This window comes from Bacillus sp. JJ1532, assembly GCF_036965085.1.
Classification (GTDB): domain Bacteria; phylum Bacillota; class Bacilli; order Bacillales; family Cytobacillaceae; genus Cytobacillus.
Genome location: NZ_JBALOW010000003.1, coordinates 168,788 through 183,756 on the forward strand (window position 1 = coordinate 168,788; position 14,969 = coordinate 183,756).

General features: G+C 40.8%; 17 protein-coding genes. 16 read left to right on the top strand and 1 reads right to left on the bottom strand.

What is annotated here, in order from left to right; all coding sequences use genetic code 11:
- Positions 1-7: 7 nt before the first annotated feature.
- The 14 genes from V7122_RS02170 to V7122_RS02235 all read left to right on the top strand — a co-directional run bounded on the left by V7122_RS02170 (position 8) and on the right by V7122_RS02235 (position 11,265).
- Positions 8-1,192: an ATP phosphoribosyltransferase regulatory subunit gene (locus V7122_RS02170; RefSeq protein ID WP_335344014.1), complete on the top strand. Its 1,185-nt coding sequence runs from the start codon at positions 8-10 to the stop codon at positions 1,190-1,192.
- Entirely contained in the window at positions 1,189-1,836 is a 648-nt protein-coding gene (gene hisG / locus V7122_RS02175) for an ATP phosphoribosyltransferase (protein WP_335344015.1), read from the top strand. Before V7122_RS02170 ends, hisG begins: the two co-directional genes overlap by 4 nt.
- Positions 1,837-1,848: 12 nt before the next feature.
- Positions 1,849-3,120, top strand: coding sequence for a histidinol dehydrogenase (gene hisD, locus V7122_RS02180; RefSeq protein WP_335344016.1), 1,272 nt, complete (start codon positions 1,849-1,851; stop codon positions 3,118-3,120).
- Positions 3,121-3,358: 238 nt separating this feature from the next.
- Entirely contained in the window at positions 3,359-3,946 is a 588-nt protein-coding gene (gene hisB, locus V7122_RS02185; RefSeq protein ID WP_335344017.1) for an imidazoleglycerol-phosphate dehydratase HisB, read from the top strand.
- Entirely contained in the window at positions 3,947-4,585 is a 639-nt protein-coding gene (hisH, locus tag V7122_RS02190) for an imidazole glycerol phosphate synthase subunit HisH (RefSeq protein ID WP_335344018.1), read from the top strand.
- Positions 4,582-5,310: a 1-(5-phosphoribosyl)-5-[(5-phosphoribosylamino)methylideneamino]imidazole-4-carboxamide isomerase gene (gene hisA / locus V7122_RS02195; protein WP_335344019.1), complete on the top strand. Its 729-nt coding sequence runs from the start codon at positions 4,582-4,584 to the stop codon at positions 5,308-5,310. The genes hisH and hisA overlap by 4 nt, the downstream gene beginning before the upstream one ends.
- A gap of 1 nt (position 5,311) precedes the next feature.
- A complete protein-coding gene (gene hisF / locus V7122_RS02200; RefSeq protein WP_335344020.1) occupies positions 5,312-6,070 on the top strand; it encodes an imidazole glycerol phosphate synthase subunit HisF in 759 nt (252 codons plus the stop codon).
- Entirely contained in the window at positions 6,067-6,708 is a 642-nt protein-coding gene (gene hisIE / locus V7122_RS02205) for a bifunctional phosphoribosyl-AMP cyclohydrolase/phosphoribosyl-ATP diphosphatase HisIE (RefSeq protein ID WP_335344021.1), read from the top strand. Before hisF ends, hisIE begins: the two co-directional genes overlap by 4 nt.
- 407 nt (positions 6,709-7,115) lie before the next feature.
- Positions 7,116-8,180 (top strand): cytochrome-c peroxidase, encoded by a 1,065-nt coding sequence (locus V7122_RS02210; RefSeq protein WP_335525674.1) that lies wholly within the window; start codon positions 7,116-7,118, stop codon positions 8,178-8,180.
- Between the two features lie 244 nt (positions 8,181-8,424).
- The gene (locus V7122_RS02215; RefSeq protein ID WP_335344023.1) at positions 8,425-8,610 is read left to right on the top strand and encodes a hypothetical protein; all 186 of its coding nucleotides are present in this window, start codon (positions 8,425-8,427) and stop codon (positions 8,608-8,610) included.
- 252 nt (positions 8,611-8,862) lie between these two features.
- Positions 8,863-9,258 carry a hypothetical protein gene (locus tag V7122_RS02220; RefSeq protein WP_335344024.1) on the top strand — a complete coding sequence of 132 codons (396 nt, stop codon included), beginning with the start codon at positions 8,863-8,865 and terminating at the stop codon, positions 9,256-9,258.
- A gap of 259 nt (positions 9,259-9,517) precedes the next feature.
- Entirely contained in the window at positions 9,518-10,012 is a 495-nt protein-coding gene (locus tag V7122_RS02225; RefSeq protein WP_335344030.1) for a DinB family protein, read from the top strand.
- Between the two features lie 222 nt (positions 10,013-10,234).
- Positions 10,235-10,684: a class I SAM-dependent methyltransferase gene (locus V7122_RS02230; RefSeq protein WP_335525675.1), complete on the top strand. Its 450-nt coding sequence runs from the start codon at positions 10,235-10,237 to the stop codon at positions 10,682-10,684.
- 128 nt (positions 10,685-10,812) lie between these two features.
- A complete protein-coding gene (locus tag V7122_RS02235; protein WP_335355285.1) occupies positions 10,813-11,265 on the top strand; it encodes a hypothetical protein in 453 nt (150 codons plus the stop codon).
- Positions 11,266-11,744: 479 nt separating this feature from the next.
- Here V7122_RS02235 and V7122_RS02240 read toward each other — a convergent pair whose 3' ends face one another.
- Positions 11,745-11,990 carry a hypothetical protein gene (locus tag V7122_RS02240; protein ID WP_335355286.1) on the bottom strand — a complete coding sequence of 82 codons (246 nt, stop codon included), beginning with the start codon at positions 11,988-11,990 and terminating at the stop codon, positions 11,745-11,747.
- Positions 11,991-12,262: 272 nt separating this feature from the next.
- Here V7122_RS02240 and V7122_RS02245 point away from each other — a divergent pair, with 272 nt between their 5' ends.
- Together V7122_RS02245 and trxB are read left to right on the top strand one after the other, a co-directional pair.
- A complete protein-coding gene (locus V7122_RS02245) occupies positions 12,263-13,765 on the top strand; it encodes a tetratricopeptide repeat protein (protein ID WP_335525676.1) in 1,503 nt (500 codons plus the stop codon).
- A 116-nt stretch (positions 13,766-13,881) separates the two neighbouring features.
- Complete coding sequence (trxB, locus tag V7122_RS02250; protein ID WP_335525677.1) at positions 13,882-14,832, top strand: thioredoxin-disulfide reductase; 951 nt, start codon at positions 13,882-13,884, stop codon at positions 14,830-14,832.
- Positions 14,833-14,969: the final 137 nt, after the last annotated feature.

Consider the following 14,969-nt stretch of genomic DNA (forward strand, 5'->3'; position numbering starts at 1 on the left):
AACGGATTTGAGCCGCTTGTTTATGTTTGAAAAGCCCTTAGGGATGAGAGATACATTGCCAGATTTGTTTAATCGAAAACGGAAGGTAAGAGCTTCGATTGAAGAGGAAATGGAGCGCTGGGGCTACCAGTTTATTGAAACTCCAACACTAGAATACTATGAAACAGTAGGATCAGCTTCAGCGATATTAGATCAGCAATTATTTAAACTGCTGGATCAAGAAGGGCACACACTTGTCCTTCGCCCAGATATGACAGCTCCGATTGCGCGAGTAGCCGCTTCGCGTTTGTTAAAAAATGATTTGCCTATCCGCCTTGCTTATTCAGCCAATGTGTTTCGCGCCCAGCAAAGAGAGGGCGGACGGCCGGCGGAATTTGAACAAATTGGGGTAGAATGCATTGGCGATTATACGATTAGTGCTGATGCAGAAGGGCTCGCTTTAATTATAAGTTCCTTACAGGAAGCTGGGCTTGAGGATTTTCAGCTTTCTGTTGGGCATATCGGATTGACCCGCACTCTTTTTCTGCAAATCTTAGGAACAGAGGAAAGAGTTGATGCGTTGACAAGATTCTTATATGAGAAAAACTATGTTGGCTACCGGGAGCATGTGAAGGGACTCGGTCTCTCATCGATTGATAAGCAACGGCTGCTAGATTTTCTAAAGCTAAGAGGCGGAGCAGAAGTGATTGAAATGGCTTATAGCCTCCTTGAGAATGACTTGGGCAGAAAGGATGTTCTTCAGCTCCAGCAGTTATATGAAATGATGGATGACTATGGGCTCGTGGAAAAGGTGAAATTTGATTTAACACTTGTGAGTCATATGAGCTATTATACGGGAATCCTTTTCGAGGTATATGCGGGTAATGTTGGTTTTCCGATTGCTAGCGGCGGCCGTTATGATCAATTACTGCAAAAATTCGGGAAGGCAACCGGAGCGACTGGCTTTGCCATACGAATTGACCGCCTGCTTGAGGCCCTTAAGGACGAAGAAATGGAGCCACAAGCCACTTGTATATTATTTAGTCCGGAACGGCGGAAGGAAGCTTATCAAGTTGCTAAGGAGCAGAGAAGCATTGGAAAAAGAGTAGTTTTACAAGATATCAATGGGGTGAAGGACATTGATCAATGTACGAATCAATATGAAGACATCACCTTTTTAGTCGGCAAAGCGGGGAGGGAGACAGGAATATGAAGGATGCTTTAACCATCGCTATGCCAAAGGGGAGAATTTTTGAAGACGCGGTTGAACTGCTTCGCCAAGCTGGATTTCGTCTCCCCCCAGAGTTTGATGATTCAAGAAAACTGATTATTGATGTGCCGGAAGAAAGCTTTCGGTTTATTTTAGCAAAGCCTATGGATGTCCCAACCTATGTAGAGCATGGGGTCGCTGACCTTGGGATTGCGGGGAAGGATGTCATGCTTGAGGAAGAGCGTGATGTTTACGAGTTGCTTGATTTGAAAATAAGTGCGTGCTACCTCGCTGTGGCAGGCGTCCCAAACACGAAAATGAATAACGTAGCCCCTAAGGTGGCAACGAAATACCCGAATGTCGCGGCAGCTTATTTCCGTGAGCAAGGGGAGCAGGTTGAAATTATTAAGCTGAACGGGTCGATTGAACTGGCGCCATTAATTGGCTTAGCAGACCGGATTGTTGATATTGTTTCAACGGGGAGAACGTTAAAGGAAAACGGCCTGATTGAATATGAGCGGATAGTCGACATCACCTCCAGATTAATCGTCAATCCAGCAAGCTTTCGAATGAAGGATAATCGGATCAGTGAGCTTGTCGAACGTTTAAGTGAAGTGAAAAGATTGCAGAGCTTTGATGCCCTCTAAGGAGTGAAACGAATGCGGATTTTGAAAATAAATGAAGGTGTGTCCATCAAAAGGTCTGTCGATAGCGGAACAGAAGAACAGCGGGCGATTGTGAAGGGCATTATTGAGCAGGTTCGAGCAGATGGAGATGCCGCATTATCAGCCTTTACGGAAAAATTCGATGGGATCACCTTAACTCATTTTGCTGTTACGGAGGATGAAAAAAGGGAAGCTTATGAAGAAATAGATGATCGGATTTTGGGAATAATCCGAGAGGCTGCGGCAAATATTCGGTCTTTTCACGAAAAACAGCTGCGCCCATCATGGATGACAACCGAAGAAAATGGTACGGTTCTTGGACAAAAGGTAACTCCGCTAGATTCAGTTGGCCTATACGTGCCAGGCGGAACAGCTGCTTATCCATCCTCAGTGCTCATGAACGTGCTGCCTGCCAAGGTTGCAGGGGTCAAACGAATTGTTATCACTTCTCCCCCTGATAAAAAAACAGGGAAGCTTCCGCCAGCGGTTCTAGTAGCTGCTCAGGAGGTTGGAGCAGAGGAGATTTATAAAGTGGGCGGTGCTCAAGCTGTTGCGGCATTGGCTTATGGAACGGAAACGATTGCACCTGTAGATAAAATCACGGGGCCAGGAAATATATTTGTTGCCTTGGCGAAACGGGAAGTGTTTGGCGATGTCGATATTGATATGATCGCGGGCCCAAGTGAAATTGCGATTTTAGCAGATGATACGGCAAAACCAGATGAAATGGCAGCCGATTTATTATCGCAGGCCGAGCATGATGCGTTTTCCTGCAGTGTCCTCGTCACCCCATCAGAGAGCTTGGCAAAGGCTGTTTCAGCTGAAGTGGAGAAGCAATTGGCTTCACTGCCTCGTCAGGAAATCGCTGCACAATCGATTGAAAATTTCGGAGCGATTTATGTGGCAGAAACAATGGAAGAAGCAGTTGAAACGATTAATAGCCTTGCTCCCGAGCATTTAGAAATTGTAACGGAAAATCCGCTCGAGCTTCTAGGAAAAATCAGACATGCAGGAGCGATTTTTCTCGGACGCTTTAGTCCTGAACCTGTTGGTGATTACTTCGCCGGCCCTAATCATGTATTGCCAACAAACGGCACAGCCCGTTTTTCCAGTCCGCTTAATGTAGAGGATTTTCAGAAGAAATCCAGCATTGTTTATTACAGTGAAAAAGCCCTAAAAGAAAACGGGGAAAAAATCTCGGCATTTGCCCGGCTTGAAGGCCTCGAAGCCCATGCACGCGCAATTGATATAAGATTGAAGAAATAAAGGTCAGGGGGGAGTCCCTTGTCCTAGGTTTATCACAAATCGGGACAGAAGAAGTTCAAAACGCCCTTCCGTATAGAAAACGAGTTGTGAAGGTAGTTATAAAAGGTTCAAAACGCCCTTCCGTACAAAAAATTGATCGTGAAGGTAGTTATAAAAGGTTTAAAACGCCCTTCCGCACAGAAAGTCAGTCGTGAAGGTAGTTATAAAATCACCCCAAGTCCCGCCAGGAGGAGAAAACATGACAAGAACTTCAGAAATTAAAAGGAAAACGAATGAAACGGACATATATTTGGCTTTTAATATTGATGGGCAGGGAGCTAGCAAGCTGGAAACGGGAGTCCCGTTTTTGACGCATATGCTTGACCTTTTTTCAAAGCATGGGCAATTTGATTTAACAGTCGATGCAAAAGGTGATATTGAAGTGGATGATCACCATACAACAGAAGACATCGGCATTTGCCTTGGACAAGTATTAAGGGAAGCTCTTGGCGACAAAAAAGGAATTAAACGATATGGAAATGCGTTTGTGCCGATGGATGAAGCGCTGGCGCAGGTGGTCATTGATCTAAGTAATCGCCCACACCTCGAAATGAGAGCGGAGTTTCCAAGCCAAAAGGTGGGCTCCTTTGATACAGAGCTTGTGCATGAATTCCTATGGAAGCTTGCCCTTGAAGCAAGAATGAATCTGCATGTGATTGTTCACTATGGTCAAAATACACATCATATAATTGAAGCGATTTTTAAAGCATTAGGACGAGCTTTACATGAGGCGACAACGATTGACCCTAACATTAAAGGAGTGCCATCTACGAAAGGGCTGTTGTAAATGATCGGGATTATTGACTATGGAATGGGTAATCTCTTTAGTGTCAGCAAGGCACTTGAGCGATTAGACACCTCTTACTTTATTTCTGAAAAAAGAGGAGAACTGCAAAAGGCAGATGGGCTGATTCTTCCTGGTGTAGGCTCCTTTAAAGATGCGATGGAGCTTTTAGAAAGATTGGAATTAGCGAGCATGATAAAAGAATACGTACAGCTTGGGAAACCGCTGCTTGGGATTTGTTTAGGCATGCAGCTATTATTTGAAGAAAGTGAAGAGAACGGGCTGACAAAGGGGCTTCAGCTGCTGCCGGGTTCTGTGAGAAGATTTCCTGGAGTTTCAGAGGACGGAGTGCCGTATAAAGTCCCGCATATGGGCTGGAATCGTCTTACTTTTGTTCAGCCATCGCCGCTTCTTCAATCAGTACATGAAAATTTTGCATACTTCGTTCACTCTTATTATGTAGATACAGACGATAAGAGCGTCGTTATCGCGGAAAGCAGCTATGATGTAAAAGTCCCGGCTGTTGTCGGAAAAGAAAATATATATGGGATGCAATTTCATCCAGAAAAAAGCGGACAATTAGGCATGGAGCTTTTAAGTAATTTTACTGGAATTGTATGGGAAAGGATGACCGAAAAATGAGCTTTACCATTTATCCAGCAATTGATATGCGAGGCGGCAAGTGTGTCCGCTTGCTACAGGGAGATTATAATCAAGAAACGGTATATGGGGATTCTCCTTTTGATATGGCAAAAAAGTTTGCAGATGAAGGAGCAAGCTGGATCCATATGGTCGACCTAGATGGAGCAAAGGATGGAAAAAGAGTCAATGACGCTTCTGTTATAAAGGCAGCCAAGGAGCTAAAGACTCATATTCAAATTGGCGGCGGCATTCGAACCGAAACCGATATTGCTCATTATTTGGAAAATGGAATTTCCCGTGTGATCATCGGAAGCGTTGCTGTTTCGAAACCAGATTTCGCGATTGAAATGATCAGGAAATATGGCAATCAAATTGCTGTAGGCTTAGATGCAAAGGACGGCTATGTAGCAACGCACGGCTGGCTGAACACTTCTGAAGTGAAGGCGGTTGAGTTAGGTAAACGCTTCGCGGATGCCGGAGCAGAGACGTTTATTTTTACAGATATTGCAACAGATGGCATGCTTGCCGGTCCAAATATTGAAGCAGTCAGACTGTTGGCAAAAGAAACAGGAAAAAGTGTTATCGCTTCTGGGGGAGTCAGTAAGCTTTCTGATTTAACTAGTTTAAAAGAATTTTACGATGATGGGGTAACAGGCGCCATTGTCGGAAAAGCCATTTACGAAGGGCGCTTTACAGTGAAGGAAGCATTGGGAGAGGTGAAGTAACATGCTGACAAAACGCATAATTCCATGCCTAGATGTAAAAGAGGGCCGCGTTGTGAAAGGAATTCAATTTGTGCAGCTTCGTGATGCAGGTGATCCAGTGGAGCTTGCCCGTTTTTATGATGAGCAAGGGGCTGATGAGCTTGTTTTTCTAGATATATCTGCTTCCGTTGAAGGCCGAAAAACGATGGTTGAGGTCGTTCGGGCGGTTGCTTCTGAATTGGCGATCCCGTTTACAGTTGGCGGCGGCATCAACTCATTAGAGGATATGAAAAGAATTTTACGAGCAGGGGCAGATAAGGTTTCTCTGAATACAGCTGCGGTTAACAATCCGAATTTGGTTACAGAGGGAGCCGAGTTTTTCGGTTCACAATGCATCGTTGTCGCGATTGATGCCAAGTACGATCCAGAGCTTGGATCATGGCGTGTATATACTCACGGGGGCCGGACGCCATCCGAATGGGAAGTCATCGAGTGGGCGAAGGAAGTGGCTAAGCTTGGTGCTGGCGAAATCTTGCTAACAAGCATGGATTCAGATGGAGAGAAGAATGGGTTTGATCTTGCTTTAACAAAAGCCGTTAGTGAAGCGGTGACGATTCCGGTTATTGCTTCAGGAGGTGCAGGAAACGCGGAGCACTTTGCCGAAGCCTTTGTGGAGGGGAAAGCAGATGCGGCGTTGGCTGCTTCAATTTTTCACTATAAAGAAACGTCAGTAGCTGAAGTGAAGGCTTATTTAAAGGAAAAAGGAGTGCCTGTCCGATGAATATCGAGGAGCTATCATTTGATGAAAAAGGCCTCATCCCGGCAATCGTTCAGGATGCGACTACACGCGAAGTTTTGACATTAGCTTACATGAACCGGGAATCTCTTGAAAAATCAATCGAGTCAGGTGAAACGTGGTTTTTCAGCCGTTCTAGACGGGAGCTTTGGCATAAAGGAGCAACAAGCGGGAACACCCAGCGAATTGTTGAAATGAAATTTGACTGTGATAAAGACTCGATTGTGTTGCTCGTAGCTCCAGCTGGACCTGCTTGCCATACTGGGGCAGTAAGCTGTTTTGAGGAGAGCCTTTATCAATCGGGCGAATCTGCTGGCAGCCTATCAGATTATAGCATTCTCTTGTCTCTTGAAAAATTGATTAAAGAGCGGGAAGCGGAACGACCTGAAGGAGCCTACACGACTTATTTATTTGAAAAAGGCGTAGATAAAATTTTAAAAAAGGTTGGAGAAGAAGCAGCTGAGGTCATCATCGCCGCGAAAAACCGCGACAAAGAAGAGTTAAAATGGGAAGCGGCCGATCTGCTTTATCATTTACTCGTTTTACTTAGAGAGCAGGAGCTTCCGTTTAAAGAAGTGTTGAGTGTTTTGGATAAAAGACATGAAAAGAAATCAGCTGAATAGAGGAAGCGCATATATAGGGTATGAATGAGGAGACCAAATCACATAATGATTTGGTTTTTTTAGTATAGCTTTTCTTCGGGGGTGGATAAAAAGGAAAGTTTCTGTGATTAGTCATCGCAGGAGCTTTTCTTTGATTGTTCCGAAGTCACTGGTGTTTTTCTACGATAGAATCGTTTTCCACAAGATTTATTGCCCTTTGCATTATTTGTACCTACTAAGAGTAATTTTGATTTAATTATGTTTTCAATATAAATAACGGGCAAACGTAACATTGTGAAATATGTCACAATGTTTTCGAAAATGACTAGTAAATAAGAATAATTTTAATAATATAATTAATTTGAAGTTGGAGGAAAAAATACCCTAAACTTCCAATTTCGCAAAGTGAAATATAGGAGGGCATTTTTATGAAAAAAGTTAGCTATGTTTTATTAGTCATGTTACTTCTTGCAATCCTTGGCGCTTGTAGCAAGAATGAAGGTGCGGCAGTACCGGAAGACACTAACAAAGATGCAATAGTGAAAGAAGATGTTAAAGACCCAGAGCTAGAGGCAGCGAAAGCGAAGTTCGAGCCATTAGGTGAGATGCCGATTCCAGCAGACAATCCAATGACTGATGAAAAAGTAGAGTTAGGAAAGACGTTATATTATGACCCACAACTATCCGGGAACAACGTACAGAGCTGTATGTCATGCCATGCTCCAGGAGCAGGCTTCGGGGATGAAATGGAAAAGTTTATTGGTTTTGAAGGTTTTAAAGGTCCAAGAAACAGTCCAACAATCATCAATTCTGGCTATTATGCAGCTAATTTCTGGGATGGGCGAGCAGGTAGTTTAGAAGAACAAGCTTTAGGTCCAATTCAATCTGAAGTCGAGATGAACCAAAACTTGGATGAATTAGTTATTGAATTAAATGGTGTACCTACATATGTAGAGCAATTTAACACGGTTTTTAATGATAAAATTTCAGCTGATAATATTGCAAAGGCTATCGCTGCATTTGAACGGACAATTGTTATTTCCGATACGGCATTTGATCGTTATCTTCAAGGGGAAGAAGATGCAATTAGTGCTGATGCAAAAGATGGAATGAAATTATTTGTCGGAAAAGCAGGATGTATTTCTTGTCACGCAGGACCATTATTATCAGATCATAACTATTATAATTTAGGGATGTCCGGCGATGATGGCCGTTTCAATGTAACAGGGAAAGAAGAAGATAAAGGGAAATTTAGAACTTCCGGTTTAAGAGGTGTTGCCCATACTGCACCGTTTATGCATGACGGAAGCCTAGAAACGTTAACGGACGTTGTCCAATACTATAATGAAGGCGGAGGGGACCATCCGAATAAAAGTGTCCAAATGAGTCCTTTAAATTTAACTGAAAGTGAAGTTAATGCACTTATTGCTTTCTTAGAGAGCTTGAGCGGCGAGCTTCCAAAAGTTGAGACACCAGAGATTCCTTTAAATTAGTGCGAACAAAAAGACGGATCCTTATATAGTATAGGGTTCCGTTTTGAGGTGCATTTTGATTAAATGGAAATTGGCACAGGATTTAACCTGTGCCGATTTCCATTTCTATAAAGGTTTTTAAAACTTTATAGAAAATTGACAGATGAAATGACATAATAAAATTAAAGAATAATGATTGTAAAATAGGACATTAAATATAACGTAAATTAAGTTTGCGAAATAGTAATTATAGGGGGTGTATTAAATGAGTAGAGACACAAAGAATGTAATTTTGCTTGTTTTAGGGTTAATATTAGTAGCATTATCGAGATTCCCTATTATGTCGCAACCGATAGCCATATTAGTTGGGATAATCGGAGCAATTGTAATCATCTTCTCAGCTATTCTATTATATAGGACTAAAAAGAACAAAAACGAAGTTAATAATTGAATCTTTTATTTATGTGTCTTGTTCAATTCACAAGTGCTTAATAAGACATTTTAGATTTACAGTGTCAAAAAACTCTATAAACAATAAAAAAGGTGTGTCAAAACTGTTGTCAGTTTTCACCCTATTTTTATTGTCATTTTTGTGAAATGCACCTCAAAACTGAACGGTTTACTTATATAGGTGGCGGTCTTTTGGTAACTGTGAAGCCTATATTGTTTTAAATCGAATACACTTTACTAGGAGGTGCGCAAATTGAATAAAATCCTTATGCAAGTAAGCAGATATTTTTTAGGTGTTGTTTTCTTGGGGGCAGGTTTAAATGGTTATGCTGTTATCTTTGGATTAGATCCAATTGTACCAACAAGTCCTCAAGCCATGGCATTATTCGAATTTAAATATCTTTTAATTGTGGAAAAATCTTTAGAGGTTATATGTGGAATTTTACTCTTATTCAATCAATTCACCCCATTGGCCATTGCAATTTTATCCCCAATCGTAGTAAACATTTTCTTACTTCATTTGTTTCTGGACCATTCGTTACTCCTTTTAGCAGTAGTGCTAACCATCGCTCATGGTTATTTGATGTTTTATTATAGAAAAAACTTTACGAGTATATTCGAGAGAAAAGCAAAACCTTCTATTGAATAAGATTTAACTTTTTTCAACACACTCACCAAAAAGTGTTTGTAGATAAATCAAGATAATATATGGTGTAGAATGGCGTTTCCTTAATTTTTTGGGGAACGATTTTTGTCGTTTAGAAAGTTTGAATAAAAAATTACTGAAAAGTGCTGATTCTACGCAACTGGGCAATTATGCCGTAATGAATGACATTCAAAAAGAAGGAATTTTTGATTGAAAAGCAAATCCCTATTAGAGAGCGAGGAAATAGATCGAGGTGTTTAAAATAAGGAAATTCTTTGAATACAATTGGCAGATAAGAGATGAATGGTTTCATTGGTGTGAGCAGCTGACGGCAGAGGAGTTAAATAAAAAACGTGTTGGGGGTGTAGAAAGTATACTATATACACTTTTTCACGTTATTGATGTGGAATATAGCTGGGTAAGGGGGATTCAAAAAAAAGAGGATAGAGTATTCAAGTTTAGTGATTACGATACCCTTCAAAAGGTTAAATCTCTCTCGGATGAACTGCGAAAGGAAATAAGAGATTTTTTAGAGACAAATATTGGCTATATAAAGGATGATATTGTGAGTGTTCCATGGGACCATGACAAGTATACAACTGATGAAATTTTACACCATATTGTCGCCCACGAAATTCATCATATTGGTCAACTTTCTGTTTGGTCAAGGGAATTAAATTTTGTTCCAGTCCAAGCGAATTTTATTGGGAGGAAATTGAATTTCACTGGGGTTAATACGAGTAATCCATTTGATTAAACTGAATGCTCGTAATTTAATAAAACTTTTTGGAGGGGCATTCATGTTAAACAATTAAGGATTTAATTTATGGGTGGATAATTATGATAAGACGGTTCAGGCTAGTGAAGAAACTAACCGCTATCCTTTCGCTGGCTACAAAAAGATTCTTAACACTATTTTTAATGAAGTCATGAAAAAAAGAACTCTAAAGTTTTAGACATTGGGTTTGGGACAGGAGTATTGACAAGTAAATTATATGAAAATGGACATCAAATAGATGGCTTAGATTTTTCATCAAAAATGATTTCAATTGCTAAATCTAAAATGCCGAAAGCAAATTTAATAGAATGGGATATTTCAAATGGAATTCCTCCTGAGTTTCAAAATAATAAATATGAAACAATTGTAAGCACGTATACATTGCATCATTTAAAAGACGAAGCAAAAATATCATTCATAAAAACTCTGCTATCCGTTCTTGAAGAAAATGGTAAGTTATTTATTGGCGATATATCTTTTGAAACAAGGGAGAATCTTGAAGAATGCCGGCGAAAGAGTATTGATTACTGGGATCATGATGAATGTTATTTTGTGTTTAATGAGATCCATTCATCATTAAAGAATGATTGTAATTGTGAATTTTATCCGCTTTCTCACTGTGGCGGAGTAATAGTCATAACAAAGCGATAATGTAAAAGTATTATAAAGGACGGGCAAGTTATTCTGGCCGGATTAGTTCAACCGTATAGAGTTTGTCCAATCATCATTACTTGTTTCTGAATACCATACAGCATCTTGTACAGAAAAGAGGTGAATTGGTGGGAATTCGGCGATGTACTTGCAATGGGGTTGCGACTGCTACAATAATCCCTATAGATGTTAGAATTAACGGAGTTGAGCACACAGGCACGATAACAATAAATGCAAATATTTGTTCTAACTGCCAACTAAATGAAAGCTTTATCAATTTTTCATATAGGGATGATGTAAACGTTGAAAATAATTTCAGCTTTACATCTCAACCTGTTGCAGCCCCATCTTGTAGATTTGGGGAAGAATCGGAGTTTTTACAAACCTCCGCAACAGGAACAACGGATGGTGAAACATTCAGTGGGGAATCAGTATTATCCTCGTTTGGATTAGGTGTGGACGGTGCTGCCAATGTTTTTATTAGAGGAATCAATCTAGTAGATGAAGATGGAGACACGTTTGTTCAGGAAAGTGATATTATCATTGATACAGGAAGAGTCCTCTCCTGTGATTCAGTTTAGCAAAAAAACAGCATATGTATAATGCAGTAGATGCTGAAAAGGGATCTGCAGTTGAGGAGCAGGTGTGAAGTCTGCTCCTCATTTAATTCTTGAATAGATTAATATCCAGAAAGTCGTTGATATATTGATACTATCATATCACTAATGTTCGTTAATATTTCGTACTGGTTTCCGTCCTCAGGCAATGATGATAATCCTCCACTGTCCATCCCGTTTACTTGAAGATACTTGTATAGCTCGGAACCGTATATCCATCCATCTATCCTCCAATTAACCTAATGAATAGTGGTTAGCAGTCAAGACAATGGGGTGGTTCTAACGAAAATATCGCATTAATATGATGGATTTCCAAATTTAAGCACCGTTAAAATTTCATCCTCCGTGCCATCGGTTCGACAACCCAGTCCATCAATCCTTTCAAAAATGCCCAAATCCATCTTGATTTCAGCGGAAGATGCTTATTATAGAAGAACGTGTATTCAATGTCTTGAATAGCCCTGCGCAATTTGGGAAAAGGACATATGTTCGTCTTGTAGAGCAAGCTTAGCTGCTTCCGCTCCCATAAACGAAGCCGTTTCATCTTTAACAAAATGCCGCTTCTTCACCCCAGATTTTTTTTCCGACCAGCCATCCTCTGCACCAATCATTTGATCAATTTCTGAAGCCGTTACTAACCGTTTCGGCAAATAGGACCCGATTCCCTGTATCCTTACATTTCGTTTCATGATGTCACACCTCATGTTTAGATCATTCGTATAAAAATAAAATAACAGATACAATTAGAAATTACTTTAAAATTTTCAAAAAAATGCATGTTACAATTTATTACCTTCATATAAGGCATTATTGCTATTTGTATGCAAAGGTTTACCTTGTTGTACTTAAATAAGCACTTCATAAGAGGGGCTTTCTAAATAAGTTAATATTCTCCAATCCCTTCTCCAACAGCTTGTTCTTGTGATATACTACTTGAGTTAATAAGAAAGTGGAGGATTTCATGAGCAAAGACTCTAAAGCAAGACAAACAACAGGAAAATTACTATTATTTAACCCGACAGGTGAGTATTATTTTGCAAAAGGCTTGAAGGCTTACCACAAAAGGGATCTTTACAAAGCAAAAAAATATTTACAGCGCGCGGTACAGCTAGAGCCCTATGAGCCCATGATTGTCTGCCAATTAGCTGTTATTTGTTCGGAATTAGGTGAGTACCAGCAGGCGAATAAGCTTTTTCTGGAAATTATTGAAGAGCTTGATGCGGATATGGTGGAATGCCATTATTTTCTTGCCAATAACTATGCTCATCTAGGTTACTTTAAGGATGCTTATCACCATGCGAATATATATATGGATTTAGACGAGGATGGAGAATTTGCCGAGGAAACGATTGATCTTCTCGAATTGCTGACGATGGAAGCGGAAGATATGGATGAGAAGCTTTACGAGCAGGATGATCTCATTACGAAACAGGAGGAGGCCAGAGAACTGTTGGAATCTGGTCATTTTCCAAAAGCCGTTGAAATTCTGAACTCTGTCATAGACGAATATCCCGAATATTGGTCGGCTTATAACAATTTGGCCCTTGCGTATTTTTACCTCGGTGAAATTCAAAGGGCTGCTGATATTCTAGACAAGGTTTTTGAAGAAAATCCAGGGAACCTGCATGCTTTGTGTAACAAGCTTGTTTTTGCCTTTTACGAGCGGGATTATAAGGAAGTAAAGGTGCTTAAAGAGGTCCTGAAAAAAATTAATCCCTTATCCATTGAGCACCAATTTAAGCTTGGGGCCACACTAGCATTAATTGGCGAGTACGAATCCGCTTTTTCTTGGCTTAGAAGGCTTCAGAAAAAAGGCTTTGATGGAGATGGGGCTTTTTATTATTGGCTGTCTTATGCTGCCCATTTTACCGGGAGAGAACAAATCGCAAAATCAGCCTGGGAAAAAGCGGTTGAATTAAATCCAGATAAAGCTGGCTTCGAGCCTTGGAATGATGAAAAGGCGCAAAAAAGCGGATTTGAAAATCATCATGCTTCCATCCTTAAAAAGCTGGATAGTGAACATATTGAAGAGCGTCTATTGGCCCTGTTCTTAACGGCCATGTCAGATGGAAAAGAACAACTGCTGGCTTCAAAGGAAATGAATCAAAACTTTAAATTCTCCCATTTGGAGAGGGAATATGTATCCTTTATCCGTAAGGGAGGAAAATCAACCCCCATTCATGATGTTGCCGCGTTATTGTATAAGGACTACCACCCGATTGGCACGGTCGAAGCAGGATTATTTCTAATGTGGTTTACCGTTTTTGTTGAGGCCATTAATCAAAATCAGCTCATAAAAAATGATGCAGCATGGGCAGCAGCTGTTGAATATACTTGGATCAAAGCGAGAGAGGGAAAAGGATCTCAGCAGCACATAGCTGAAAAGTACGGAATCTCGTCCTCCACTTTGGGCAAGTATGTGAAGCTTCTGAAAACAATTACTTCTTCACGAGCAGATATTTAGACATATTCTCCTAATTTTTATAGGATGAATGTAGGAAGGCTATAATAAAAATATGTCTAATTGATATAGCCGAATATATGTCGAAGTAGGCTATTTTATTGAAGGAGTGAAGCAACGTGTCTGAAGAAAAAATTTATGATGTTATTATAATCGGAGCGGGCCCAGCTGGGATGACCGCGGCTGTATATACATCTAGAGGCAGCCTGTCCACCCTGATGATTGAACGCGGTATTCCAGGCGGGCAAATGGCAAACACAGAAGAGGTTGAAAACTATCCGGGCTTTGATCATATTCTAGGTCCAGATCTATCAACGAAAATGTTTGAGCACGCTAAAAAGTTTGGTGCAGAATATGCATATGGCGATATTAAGGAAATTATCGATGGGGAAGAGTATAAAACTGTTGTGGCAGGCTCTAAGCAATACAAAGCCCGCGCTGTGATTATTACAACCGGTGCCGAGTATAAGAAGCTGGGTGCCCCAGGCGAAAAGGAATTAGGCGGCCGCGGCGTTTCTTATTGTGCGGTTTGTGATGGTGCTTTCTTTAAAGGGAAAGAGCTTGTCGTAATCGGAGGCGGAGATTCAGCGGTTGAGGAAGGCGTCTACTTAACTCGCTTTGCTACAAAGGTAACGATTATCCATCGCCGTGATGAGCTTCGCGCCCAAGCGATTTTACAGAAGCGTGCCTTCGACAATGATAAAATTGAATTTATCTGGAGTCATACGGTTAAGGAAATTAACGAGAAGGACGGCAAGGTAGGAAGCCTTACTCTTGTGTCAACTAAAACAGGCGAAGAGCAAGAATACAAAGCAGATGGTGTGTTTGTTTACGTTGGTATGCTTCCACTATCGAAGCCTTTCGAAAATCTTGGGATTACAAACGAAAACGGATATATTGAAACGAACGAGAACATGGAAACAAAGGTTCCAGGCATTTTCGCAGCGGGCGATATTCGTGAAAAACAGCTCCGTCAAATCGTAACCGCAACAGGAGACGGCAGCATCGCCGCACAAAGTGTTCAGCACTATGTGGAAGAGCTAAGGGAAAAATTAAAGATACAAGCATAAATTTTTTAGGAAAAGCCGCCTCTGGATGAATGTCCGGGAGCGGCTTTTTTTGTGGGAAGGTTATTGGACAGGAAACGAACCTTCCCAACAAGGAGAGGTTATTGGACAGGAAATGCGTGAAACTAGAAAACCTGTCC